11 protein-coding genes and 1 pseudogene are annotated in these 12179 nt (G+C 65.5%); 10 read left to right on the top strand and 2 right to left on the bottom strand.

All coding sequences use genetic code 11. The features are described 5' to 3' along the window. A pseudogene (locus tag ACNFIA_RS25225) lies at window positions 1–113 on the top strand (electron transfer flavoprotein subunit alpha/FixB family protein); the annotation flags it as partial. Window positions 114–327: 214 nt separating this feature from the next. After that, the gene (gene fabV, locus ACNFIA_RS25220) at window positions 328–1524 is read left to right on the top strand and encodes an enoyl-ACP reductase FabV (protein WP_416789680.1); all 1197 of its coding nucleotides are present in this window, start codon (window positions 328–330) and stop codon (window positions 1522–1524) included. A gap of 54 nt (window positions 1525–1578) precedes the next feature. On the opposite strand, the gene ACNFIA_RS25215 is transcribed toward fabV, so the two are convergent. Then, complete coding sequence (locus tag ACNFIA_RS25215) at window positions 1579–2529, bottom strand: alpha/beta fold hydrolase (RefSeq protein ID WP_416789678.1); 951 nt, start codon at window positions 2527–2529, stop codon at window positions 1579–1581. A 97-nt stretch (window positions 2530–2626) separates the two neighbouring features. On the opposite strand from ACNFIA_RS25215, the gene ACNFIA_RS25210 reads away from it, so the two are divergent. The 8 genes from ACNFIA_RS25210 to ACNFIA_RS25175 all read left to right on the top strand — a co-directional run bounded on the left by ACNFIA_RS25210 (window position 2627) and on the right by ACNFIA_RS25175 (window position 9316). After that, window positions 2627–3454 (top strand): substrate-binding periplasmic protein, encoded by an 828-nt coding sequence (locus tag ACNFIA_RS25210; protein ID WP_416789676.1) that lies wholly within the window; start codon window positions 2627–2629, stop codon window positions 3452–3454. A gap of 28 nt (window positions 3455–3482) precedes the next feature. Beyond that, complete coding sequence (locus ACNFIA_RS25205) at window positions 3483–3827, top strand: DUF4398 domain-containing protein (RefSeq protein WP_416789692.1); 345 nt, start codon at window positions 3483–3485, stop codon at window positions 3825–3827. Then, window positions 3824–4651: an OmpA family protein gene (locus tag ACNFIA_RS25200; RefSeq protein ID WP_416789675.1), complete on the top strand. Its 828-nt coding sequence runs from the start codon at window positions 3824–3826 to the stop codon at window positions 4649–4651. Before ACNFIA_RS25205 ends, ACNFIA_RS25200 begins: the two co-directional genes overlap by 4 nt. Window positions 4652–4803: 152 nt before the next feature. Beyond that, complete coding sequence (locus ACNFIA_RS25195; protein ID WP_259756077.1) at window positions 4804–5439, top strand: response regulator transcription factor; 636 nt, start codon at window positions 4804–4806, stop codon at window positions 5437–5439. 106 nt (window positions 5440–5545) lie between these two features. Then, the gene (locus ACNFIA_RS25190; protein ID WP_259756075.1) at window positions 5546–6985 is read left to right on the top strand and encodes a PLP-dependent aminotransferase family protein; all 1440 of its coding nucleotides are present in this window, start codon (window positions 5546–5548) and stop codon (window positions 6983–6985) included. 292 nt (window positions 6986–7277) lie between these two features. Then, window positions 7278–7871, top strand: a complete 594-nt coding sequence (locus ACNFIA_RS25185; protein WP_416789673.1) for an RNA polymerase sigma factor — start codon at window positions 7278–7280, stop codon at window positions 7869–7871. Then, window positions 7868–8581, top strand: a complete 714-nt coding sequence (locus ACNFIA_RS25180; protein ID WP_416789672.1) for a hypothetical protein — start codon at window positions 7868–7870, stop codon at window positions 8579–8581. Before ACNFIA_RS25185 ends, ACNFIA_RS25180 begins: the two co-directional genes overlap by 4 nt. Window positions 8582–8707: 126 nt before the next feature. Further along, on the top strand, window positions 8708–9316 hold the full coding sequence (locus ACNFIA_RS25175) for a hypothetical protein (protein WP_416789671.1): 609 nt from the start codon (window positions 8708–8710) through the stop codon (window positions 9314–9316). A 728-nt stretch (window positions 9317–10044) separates the two neighbouring features. Here the strand turns inward: ACNFIA_RS25175 and ACNFIA_RS25170 are convergent. Then, window positions 10045–11862, bottom strand: coding sequence for a long-chain-acyl-CoA synthetase (locus ACNFIA_RS25170; RefSeq protein ID WP_416789669.1), 1818 nt, complete (start codon window positions 11860–11862; stop codon window positions 10045–10047). Between the last annotated feature and the right edge of the window lie 317 nt (window positions 11863–12179).

Here is a 12179-nt window from a genome sequence, read left to right as displayed (position 1 = left end):
AAGTGATCGTTGCGATCAACAAGGACGAAGAGGCGCCGATCTTCCAGGTGGCCGACTACGGCCTGGTCGCCGACCTGTTCGAAGCCGTACCGGAGCTGGAAAAGGCCGTCTAAGCCCGATCCGCTCAAGGAAGGAACCCGCCCCACGTGGCGGGTTCTTTCATTTCAGGTCCCTGATTTTCCTCGGGAATGGTCGTTTCGCCGCGCCGATGACCCATTGGTCACGAATCTTTGCCGAGAAGTCCACCGGCGAAGGTGTCTCATCTACAATGCGCGACGTCTCCAGTTCCTGAATGTGTTCAATCGACACCTGGCTACCGAGGTTTTCATGATCATCAAACCGCGCGTGCGTGGCTTCATCTGCGTCACTACCCACCCGACCGGCTGTGAAGCCAACGTCAAGGAACAGATCGACTACGTCGAGGCGCACGGCCCCATCGCCAACGGTCCGAAGAAGGTCCTGGTCATCGGTTCCTCCACCGGCTACGGCCTCGCCGCGCGCATCAGCGCCGCCTTTGGCGCCGGCGCCGACACCCTGGGCGTGTTCTTCGAGCGCCCCGGCAGCGAGACCAAGGCGGGCACCGCCGGCTGGTACAACTCCGCCGCCTTCGAGAAATTTGCCCACGCCAAGGGCCTGTATGCGCGCAGCATCAACGGCGACGCCTTCTCCGATGAGGTGAAGCAGGTCACCATCGACACCATCAAGCAGGACCTGGGCAAGGTCGACCTGGTCGTCTACAGCCTGGCCGCGCCGCGCCGTACCCATCCCAAGACCGGCGAGGTCTTCAATTCCGTGCTCAAGCCGGTCGGCAAGACCGTCAACTTCCGTGGCCTGGACACCGACAAGGAAGTGATCAAGGAAAGCGTGATGGAGCCGGCCACCGAAGCCGAGATCGCCAACACCGTGGCGGTGATGGGCGGCGAAGACTGGCAGATGTGGATCGATGCGCTGCAGGAAGCCGGCGTGCTGGCCGATGGCGCCAAGACCACCGCCTTTACCTACCTGGGCGAAGAAATCACCCACGACCTGTACTGGAACGGCTCCATCGGCGCCGCCAAGAAGGACCTGGACCAGAAGGTCCTGGGCATTCGCGAGAAGCTGGCGGCCACCGGTGGCGACGCTCGCGTTTCCGTGCTGAAGGCCGTGGTCACCCAGGCCAGCTCGGCCATCCCGATGATGCCGCTGTACCTGTCGCTGCTGTTCAAGGTGATGAAGGAGAAGGGCACCCACGAAGGCTGCATCGAGCAGGTCGACGGCCTGTTCCGCGAGAGCCTGTACGGCGCCGAGCCGCACCTGGACGCCGACGGCCGCCTGCGCGCCGACTACAAGGAACTGCGGCCGGACGTGCAGGACACCGTGAAGGACCTGTGGAATAAGGTGACCAACGAAAACCTGTACCAGTTGACCGACTTCACCGGCTACAAGACCGAGTTCCTGCGCCTGTTCGGCTTCGAGATCGCCGGCGTGGACTACGAGCAGGACGTCAACCCGGACGTGCAGATTCCGAATCTGATCCAGCTCTGAGTTCGGTACATAAGGAAACGGCGCCCCAGGGCGCCGTTTCTGCTTCTGTCGGATTCAGTTCGCCGCCGTCACCGGCGTGTGGTTCTGCTGCAGGAAGTCCAGGTAGAGGCGGGCGGTTTCCTCGGGGCGCTCGATCATCGGCACGTGGCCGCAATCGCGCAGGATCGCCACGCTGGGCTTCTTCAGCAGCGGCTTCATCACCTCGATGCTGGAAACGTCCAGCACCCGGTCGCGGTCGCCCCACAGCAGCAGGGTCGGCGCGGTGATCTTCGGCAGCTCCGGCTCCAGCGGAATATAGCGTTCGCGCAACTGCTGGAAGACCATGCCGTTGAAGGCGCTGCGCTCCAGCGAGCGTTCGGCCAGGTAATCGCGCAGTCGCGCCGGCAGAGGAGGCTTCTGCACGAAGACGAAGTCGAGCAGGGCGGGGAAGTCATCCACCGAGCGCAGCACCAGCGGATTGTCGCCGCCCTTGAGCAGGCGCTCGAACAACTCGCTCTGGTGTGGCGCCGTGACGCCGGCGTTGTCGAACAGCGCGACCGACAAGACTTCCTGTGGATGTCGCGCCGCCAGCAGCGCGGCGATGTGCCCGCCCATGGAGTTGCCCACCACGTGGAAGCGGCCGATACCCTGTTCGCGCATGAAGTCGGCCAGGCGCTCGGCCTGGGTGCCCACGTCGTAGCTGATGTTGGCGGGCTTGCTGCTGTCGCCGAAGCCCGGCAGGTCGACGGCGATGACGTGGTAGTCCTTGGTCAGGAAGCGGGCGAAGCGCGGCCAGTTGCTCTTGTCCGCGCCGAAGCCGTGGATCAGCAGGATGGTCTGCGCCTTCTCCGGGCCGCCCTCGTAATAAGTGATGTTCAGGTCATCGACCTGCAGGCTGTTGCTCGACAGCCGAGCGCGGGCGCTTTCGACGTACTGCGCGGTGGCCAGGAGGGTGGAGGGGAAGGCGTAGAGGACGCCAGCGGCAACGGCTATCGCCAGTAGAAGGGCCAGAAGGGCTTTCTTCATGAGAAGTCCTTATTACCAAATCGGGTCGGTGTGCTTTACGCTAGCATTTTGCGGCTCTAAGCATGGCCGTTCTTTCTTCTGGTGAGCGAGACTACCGATGCCTGACTGCTCCACGATGCTCCGTGCGGCACTGTTGCTGGTGACTTTCTCCATGCCCCTGGCCAGTGTCGCGGCCGGCAAGTGCGAGCGCCTGGTGGCCACCGGCAACCCGGAATACCCGCCCTACCTGTGGCGCGACCCGGCGCAGCCCGAGCGCCTGATCGGCGCCAATGCCGATCTGCTGGAGCAGATCGGCAAGGCGGTCGGGGTAAGTATCCGCGTGATCTACACCGGCTCCTGGGCGCGCGCGCAGGAAGAGGCGCGCCTGGGGCGGGTCGACCTGATCGCCGGCGCCTTCCTCACCCCGCCGCGGCTGGAAACCATGGATTACATCCACCCGGCCTTCCTCACCACCGACAACGTGGTGTGGATGCGCAAGGACGCCACGTCGCCCTACCGTGGTCGTGACGACCTCAAGGGCCTGAAGGGTGGCACTCTGGTGAACAACAGCTTCGGCCCGGACTTCGACGCCTTCGCCAAGCAGGAGCTGACCCTGGAAGAAGTGCCCAGCCTGACCCAGGCCTTCCAGAAGCTGCTGCTCAAGCGTTCGGACTATGTGATCTACGAGCACTATCCCGGCCTGGCGGTGGCCGATACGCTCGGCATGGCCGACGACCTGCAGCCCCTGGAACCGCCGGTCTCCAGCGAAGGTCTGTACCTGACCGTGGCGCACAACTCGGCCTGCAACGACCCGTGGCTGCGCGGACAACTGGCGAAAAAAATGACAGAATTGACGGCCGCCGGAGTCCCGCAGCGCCTGCTGCAGGACAACCTGGCCCGCTGGAAGGCCCAGCAATTGCAGCCTGCCAGCACTCCCACCGAGTAGGACAAGAGATTTCGTGATCAATCGACGGATGATGGTCGCCGGCCTGGCGCTGTGTGCACTGGCCGGCTGTGCGACGAACGACCCGGCACCCAACGAGCAGATGCGCCTCACCGAGCAGGCGCTGGAACAGGCCAAGGCCGTGGGCGCGACCGATGACCTGGCCGAGCTGAAGCTCGCCGACGACAAGTACCAGGCCGCCAAGGGCGCCCTGGCGGTCGGCTCGAACAAGAAGGCCCGGCAACTGGCCGAACAGGCCGAGCTCGACGCCCGTCTCGCCGAGGCCAAGGAGCTGACGCGCAAGAGCGCCGAGCAGTTGGCCGAGCAGAACAAGAGCATCAACCGCCTGCGCAAACAGTTGGGAGAGGTGCAATGACTCCCGTACAACTGTTGCGTCGTGGCGCCGCATGGATCGCCGCAGTGTCCGCCGCCGCGCTGCTGGCCGGCTGCGCCAACAGCCAGCTCAGCGAGAAGTCCCTGGAGCAGGCACGCCTGCAATTCCAGGCGGTGAAGGAAGATTCCGCCGTCCTGCGCAGCGCGCCGAAAGACGTGATCCGCGCCGGCGAGTCGCTGGCCCGTGCCGAACGCCTGTCCAATTACTGGGGCAGCAGCGATGACGTATTGCAATACGCCTATCTCAGCCAGCGCTACAGCGAGATCGCCCGCGAGCACAGCAACCTGGCGCTGAACCAGGAGCGCCTGGGCAAGCAGCAGCTGGAGCGCGAGCGCCTGCAGCTGGCGATGCGCGAGGCCCGCCTGCTCAATGTGCAGGAGCAGAGCAAGTGGCTGGAGCAGCAGATGGTCAGCCTCGCCACCAACGAAACCGAGCGCGGCCTGGTGCTGACCCTGGGGGACGTGCTGTTCGACAGCGGCGCGGCGGATCTCACGCCGGCGGCCAACCGCACCGTACTCAAGGTGGTGCAGTTCCTCCAGCTCAATCCGCGCCGTGTGATCCGCATCGAGGGCTACACCGATGCCGAGGGCGACCGCGAGCAGAACCTGCAACTGTCCAGGGATCGCGCGCAGGCCGTGGCGGACGCCCTGACCGACCTGGGGGTGGACGCCAAACGCATTCAGGTGCAGGGCTACGGCGAGGCCTATCCGGTGTCGGACAATGCCTCCTCGCTGGGGCGCGCGCAGAACCGCCGGGTGGAGATCGTCTTCTCCGACGAGAAGGGCCAGCTCGGCGCCGAGCGCTGACCCCTTCGCAATATCCCGTCACAGGAAAACCCCGGATGCCTTGGCTCCGGGGTTTTTCGTCTGGGGCATCTCGAAAATTTTCGAGTCGCAGCTTGGCGAAAATAACCAGGTGCGACTAATCCCCTCAGGGGAGCTGTAAACGAGAGAACCAGATGCCTTCGGAAAACAAGCTGTTGAATGTAATCGTGGCGGACCCGCAACCGATGATTGGTTGGGGCCTGGAACGCTATCTGCTGGAGCGTGAACTGGCGCAGGTGAAAGCCTTCGTCAGCGACACCGACAGCCTGCTGGATGTGCTCGATGCCCATCCCGAGGTCGACCTGGCCATCGTCGAGCTGGCGCTGCCCGGTGCCCGCGGGCGTGACGGCGTGCACCTGATCGAGTGGCTGCAGCGCCACCATCCGGACGTGCCGGTGCTGGTCTACTCGGTCATGGGCGCGCCGCTGCTGGCGAGCGCGGCGGTCAAGTGCGGCGCGGTGGGCTACGTGTGCAAGCGCAACCCGTTGAACCTGCTGGACGAAGCCTTCGCCCGCATTCGCAAGGGCGAAACCTACATCGACCCGATGCTGCGGCCGCCGCGGCATACCGGCAAGCCACTGAGCCCCACCGAGATCGATATCATCCGTCGCCTGGCCCATGGCGCCACGGTGGGGGAAATCGCCGAACGGACCAACCGCAGCGTGTCCACCATCAGCACCCACAAGCGCAATGCCATGCAGAAACTCGGCCTGACCACCGACGCCCAACTGGTGGTGGCCGGGCTGCTGGACTGGCTCGGGGAGATCTGAGCGGGCGGGACGGCGCAACTGTATCGGACGGAATGCCTCCGACTGTTCTGGAACAGTTTCCGGTTTTTGGCTACTGTTTCGGTTCAATGACCGAGGGATGGCCGTCATGTCCAATCTGCTGCTGTACCAGCGCATCGCCCAGCAACTGGCGGAAGACATCCGTCGTGGTGTCTACCAGCCGGGCGAGCGCGTGCCGTCCGTGCGCAAGCTGAGCACCCAGCTCAACGTCAGTCATGCCACGGTGCTCCAGGCCTATGCCACCCTCGAAGACCAGGGCCTGATCCGCGCGCGCCCGCAGTCCGGCTTCTACGTGCACCGTACGCCGGCGCTGACCGCCTCGACCCCGGACATCGCCCGCGTCGAACGCCCCGGCCTGGTCACCCGCAGCAGCATCATCAACCAGGTGCTCGCCGAAGCGCGCCGCGAAGGCGTGTTCCCGTTGGGCGCCGCAGTGCCGCACGTGGACTACCTGCCGGTCCGCGCGTTGCACCAGCAATTGGCCAAGGTCACGCGCTTTTCCAGCCCGCGCGCCTTCAGCTACATGTTCAGCCCCGGCTACGAGCCGCTGCGCCGCCAGGTGGCGATCCGCATGCGCGATGCCGGCGTGGTGGTCGATCCGACCCAGGTGACCATCACCCATGGCTGCGTGGACGCCATCCACATGGCCTTGCGCGTGATGACCCGCCCGGGCGACCTGATCGCCACCGAGTCGCCGAGCTACTACGGCCTGCTGCAGTTGGCCGACATCCTGGGCCTGAAGGTCATCGAGATTCCCAGCGACCCCCTCACCGGCATCAGCCTGGAGGCGTTGCAACTGGCCGCCAACCAGTGGCCGATCAAGGCGCTGGTGCTGACCGCGCGGCTGAGCAACCCGCTCGGCGGGACCATACCCGAAGATCGCCAGAAGGCGCTGCTCAAGCTCACCGCCGAGCACAACATCGGGGTGATCGAGGACGACATCTACGGCGAGCTGATGTTCGACCAGGGCCAGACCAAGGCGCTCAAGGCCCACGATCGCGATGGCCGCGTGGTGTATTGCTCGAGCTTCTCCAAGACGATTTCCCCCGGGGTGCGCATCGGCTGGATCATCACCGAGCGCTACCAGGAGGAAATCCGCCGGTTGCAGACCTTCACCACCCATTCCGCGTGCACCGTGACCCAGATGGGCGTGGCGGCCTACCTGGAAAACGGCGGCTACGACCGGCACCTGCGCTACATCCGCCAGGAGTACCGGAAGAACATGACCGCCTACCAGCTGGCGGTGCAGCAGTACTTCCCCGAAGGCACGCAGATGACCCGGCCCAAGGGCGGTTTCATCCTCTGGGTCAGCCTGCCGGCCAAGGTAAACACCAAGGAGCTGCACGTGCGGGCGCTGGAGCAGGGCATCAGCATTGCGCCGGGGCTGATCTTCAGTAACACCGAGCAGTTCAACAACTGCCTGCGCCTGACCTGTGGCATACCCTGGGACCGCGAGGCGGAGCGGGCGATCATGACCCTCGGCATGCTGGCCAACCAGCTTTGCCAGGAAGAACTGATCGCCGCGTAGGCGCTTGGCTTGCGCAGGAGCGGACTTCGTCCGCGATAGGTCCGCCTCTTGCCGGATACGATCGCGGACGGAGTCCGCTCCTACGTAAACGGCTTGATATTGGCGTTAACCCGTTTACCCACGTCGCCTCGTCCAAGGAAGTTGACCCCTCGACGAGGCCGCCACCGTGCCGCTTGCCACACCCGAGCTTCCGCCTGCCCGCCACCGCGCTACCCCGGCGCCTGCGCCATCGGCGATACTCGGCCACTGGCGAGACGCCAGCCGACACCCGCCCCGCAATGGATCGAGCAAGTTGAAGACACCCCTCACGGATGAAAACGACGCGGCGTTGCTGCGGCGTTATCGACACGGCGACGCCGAAGCTTTCGGCGAGCTTTACGCTCGCCATCGCCTGGGCCTGTTCCGCTTCCTCTGCGGCCTGTGCGGCGACACCGCCCAGGCCGAGGAAGTGTTCCAGGAAACCTGGCTGAGCCTGATCCGCAGCGACAGCCAGCCACTAGGCGCGGCCAGCTTCAAGACCTGGCTGTACCAGATCGGCCGCAACCGCCTGATCGACCATTGGCGCAAGCTGGGCCGCCAGCTTGGGCGACAGGAAAGCTTCGACGAGCAGCTGCATGGCGAGGCGCTGGACGGCGAGGGTGTCGACCCCGAACGCGAACTGAGCCTGGCCCGCGACCAGCAGCGCCTGCAGGGCGCCTTGCAGGAACTGCCGCAAGAGCAGCGCGAAGTGTTCCTCCTGCGTGCCCACGGCGACCTGGAGCTGAGCGAAATTGCCGAGCTGACGAAAACGCCGGCAGAAACCGTGAAGAGCCGGCTGCGCTATGCGCTGCAGAAATTGCGTCGGTTGCTGTCCGACCCGTCGGTGACCGAGGAGGTGAACCCATGAACCGCGATCCGCGCGAGCAGGCAGTGCTCGAGCACTACCGCCGGCACAGCGAGGAGCAGCCCTCGGCGCAGGTGGACGCGCGCATCCTGGCCGCCGCCCGAGCCCAGGCGCAGAGCACGTCGCCGTCTCTGGCCCTGCGCCTGCATCACTGGTTGCTGGGCGCCGGCAGCCGCCAGCGCTGGGGCGTCGCCGTGGCCGGCCTGGCGACCCTGGGGATCGGCCTGAGCCTGACCTTGCGCACCTACGAGGAGGCGCCGAAACGCTTCGACGCGCCAGTGGCGCCGGCGATGATGCCTGCGCCTGCGCCGGCCATGGCGCCGCCGGCAGCCCCGGCCGCCGCGCCCTATGCGGCGGAGCCGAGCATGGCTGCGCCGCAGCGAGATGACGCGGCAGCCGGCGCTTCGATGGCAGAGCTCGCCAAGCCTGCCCCGATGAGCAAGAAAATTGCCATGGAGAATGCCAAGGCCAAGGCACAGGCAACAGCTCGGGAGCTTTCCGATGCCCAGAGCAAGCCGGACACGCAGGCCCAGGGGAAGCTCCAAGCCCTGGCGGAAGAGGTCGACGAGCCACGCGCCAGCTTGTTGCGCCTGCGCGACTTGCAGGACAAGCGGCAGAAGGAGGAGGCTGAACGAGTGCGCGAGAGTCTTCGGCAACGCTTCCCGGCCCTGGATATCGACAAGGCTCTGAAGGAATTGCCTGACAACCCTTGATCAATGACAGGCCGGCTCCGGCCCCCGTCTGTCAGACTGATGGTCGTAACGGCTTGTCATGGCCAGGTGCTTGCTCCGCCACGCCGTACGCGCCAGCATTGCGCGGTTTTTCCGATGGTCCGCTCCATGAAAACGTCCCGAATTGTTGTAGTCGCCAGTTTGTCCTTGCTGCTCGCTGCCTGTGGCGACGAGCACAAGGACAAGGTTGCCGCTCCAGCCCCGGCACCGGCCCCCTCCGTACCGGCCGCTCCCGCTGTACCGCCCAAGGCAACCGCCCCGGCGCCAGCCAGTGCGCCCGCGCCCAAGCCAGCTGCCGAGCAGCCTCGCGAGTCGGAAGCCAAGCCCGCTGCCGCCAAGGCCGTGGCCTCGCCCAAGGCGCCGGCGGTCGAGGCATCGATCAAGCCGGAGGCCAAGGCCCCTTCGAAGACGCCGGCGCAGGTGAAAAAACCGGTCGACCCTGTGGTCAAGCAGGCGCTGCCGCCGGTCAAGCTCGACCTGCGTCTGCCCAAGGAACTGGTGCATCAGCTGGAGCCGGATGAGTCACTGAGCGAGGTGGAGGAAGAAAAACCGATCCTGCCGCCGATGTTCCGCCAGAAGGACGAGAAAGCAGGCTCGAGCCCGTTCGCGGTGGGCGGCCGGCTGATCCAGCGCGAGCCCAACGAGCGTGAAAATGGCGATGACAGCTGGCACTCGGATATCCGCGGCGCCGAGCTGCAGTTCCAGTTCCGCAACTGATTGCTCCGCTCCCTTGTGGGAGCAACTGTCTTTATCTGAAGCCCCGTGCTGGCGATTTTTCCTTCTCCCTAACCCTCTCCCTGAAGGGAGAGGGGACTGGTCGGTGCAGGAGGAGTCCATGGCGTCAGCCGGTACGGGCTACTCCCTCTCCCTTCGGAGCGGGGTGCGTAGCCTGGGCGGGGGAGAGGGCATGTCCCTGCGCGATATTTCAGGTAGGAGCAGCTGTCTTCTTCTGAAAGTCCGTGCCTGTGTTTCCCTCTCCCTAACCCTCTCCCTGAAGGGAGAGGGGACCGTATGGTGCAGGATGAAACCTTAGCGTCAACCGGCACGGAGAGCGCCCTCTCCCTTCAGGGAGAGGGCGGGGGAGAGGGCACATCCGGGCACGACATATCAGGTAGGAGCAACTGTTTTCATCTGAAGCCCCGTGCTGACGATTTTTCCCTCTCCCTAACCCTGGCTGCGCGCCCCGCTCCGAAGGGAGAGGAGACCGTATGGTGCAGGATGAAACCTCAGCGTCAGCCGGCACGGACAGCTCCCTCTCCCTTCAGGGAGAGGGCGGGGGAGAGGGCACATCCCGGCACGACATATCAGGAAGGAGCGGACTCTGTCCGCGATCGCGCGCACGGCGCGCTCCTACAAAAGCAACAGTGCCGGACGCGGTCCCTGGCCGCCGGAGAAGAGAATCGCCGGTGCGATTGGCAGCGCCCAGGTCGGCGCGTGAGCATCACTCAGAAGCGATGCACCCCCGTCCGAATCGCCTCGAACAGCGCGCCGTCCAGCGGCCGGTACGCCGCCTCGCCGGGCAGCCGGACGAACAGCGCATCGGCCACGGCTGACGGATCGTAGGCGTTGCGCTTGAGGTCGTTCTTCTTGTACTTGAAGGTCCCCGTGGTTTCCACTTGGGCCAGCAGGCGCAGGAACAGCGGCACGGCGTAGGCGGGCAGCTCGCGGTCCAGATGCGCCGCCAGCTGCGTCGTGTCGAGGCTGGCGCCGTCGGCTAGGCGCAGCGCGGCCATGCCGCAGCGGCCATTGGTGCCGGGGATCTCCACGCCGTACACCACCGCATCCTCCACACCGGGGAAGGCGCCCAGGGCATTCTCCACCTCGGTGGTGGAGACATTCTCGCCCTTCCAGCGGAAGGTGTCGCCCAGGCGGTCGACGAACTGGGTGTGCTTGAAGCCGATGTCGCGCATCAGGTCGCCGGTGTTGAACCAGGCGTCACCCTCCTTGAACACGTTGCGGTAGATCACCGCCTCGCTCTTGGCCGGGTCGGTGTAGCCGTCGAACGGCCACTTGTCGCTGATCTCGCTGATGAGCAGGCCGGCCTCGCCCTTGTCGACCTTTTCCATGAAGCCGCGGGCATTGCGCACTGGCTGGTCGTGTTCCAGGTCATAGCGCACGATGGCGTAGGTTGCCGGCGAGAAGCCCACCGTATTGTCGAAGTTGAATACATTGGTGAAGCCGATGTTGCCCTCGCTGGAGGCATAGAACTCGGTGATGCGCTCGATGCCGAAGCGCTCCTTGAACTCGTTCCAGATCGACGGGCGCAGGCCGTTGCCGATCATGCAGGTCAGGCTGTTGCCGCGCTCTTCCGCGCATTCTGGCTGATTGAGCAGGTAGCGGCAGAGCTCGCCGATATAGCCGAAGCAGGTCGCCTGGTAGGTCTGCACGTCCTTCCAGAAGGCGCTGGCGGAGAACCGGCGGCGCAGGGCGATGGCCGCGCCGCCAGCCAGCACGGCGCTCCAGCACACGGTCACGGCGTTGTTGTGGTAGCAGGGCAGGGTCAGGTAGAGCACGTCGCTATTGGTCAGGCCGAGCCCGGAATGACCGAAGCCGCCATAGGCCTTGATCCATTTGCCGTGGCTCATGATCGAGGCTTTCGGCAGGCCGGTGGTGCCGGAGGTGTAGATGTAGAAGCAGGCGTCCTTCAGGCGCACCCGCGCGGTCTCGGCAAGGTTGTTGGAGTCCTGCTCCTGGGCCAGGCGCATCAGGCTCTGCCAGCCGGCGGGGGCTTGGGCCGAGTCTTCACCGTCGGCGATCCAGTAGCAGCGTCCGCCGCTGTTCTCCAGGGCGGGGCGGACGTCCTCGAACGCCTCGCGCAGTTCTTCGCCGACCACGAAGTGGCTGGGCTTGACCAGGTTCAAGCTATGGCTGAGCACCTGGCCGCGCTGGGTGGTGTTGACCAGCGCGCCGATGGCGCCGAGCTTGGCCAGGGCGGCGAGCACCACCATGAGTTCAGCGCGGTTTTCCAGCATCACCGCGACCACGCTGGCGTGGCCCACGCCTTCGGCCTGGAAGGCCCGTGCCAGGCGGTTGGCCCAGCCATTGAAGAGGGCGTAGGACAGCCGCCGGCGCTCGTCGATCAGCGCCGGGCTGTCCGGGTACAGGCGCGCGGCGCGTTCCAGCGCCCAGCCCAGGGAGAGGTTCTTCTCGCGGTTACGTATGCCGGTGTAGTACAGCCCGCGCAGCATGCGGGGTACGCGGCCGAGGGTGGCCGGCAGGTGGGCCAGGAAGCGGGTCGGGGTGATGATGTCGGCGTGGGTCATTGACGCGTGCCCTTATTGTCATTGTTGTCTGGCGTGCAGACGCTCTGCCGCGACTCTAGGCCGCTCCCTGGCGGCAGACTATGGCCCGGGCGCGCGCATGGCCGGGCAGATCGGCAAACCGGCCAGCGGAGCGTTCATCGCAGTCTAGGAGCGGATAGTCGGAGAGCCAGGGTGGGTTTGTGTCGATTGGTAAACGCCGCGGGGCACGCTGCTGGCGGCTATGCGGCGGATAACGCGTGCCGCGTTATGCGCCCTACGTGGATATGACGGCGTAGGGCGAATAACCGTTTACGGTTATCCGCCGTTGGCCGGGGTGC

It is taken from the genome of Pseudomonas sp. NY15437, from assembly GCF_048068435.1.
In the GTDB taxonomy this organism is placed as follows: Bacteria; Pseudomonadota; Gammaproteobacteria; order Pseudomonadales; family Pseudomonadaceae; genus Pseudomonas; species Pseudomonas nitroreducens_B.
This window is presented reverse-complemented; position numbering and strand designations above follow the sequence as displayed.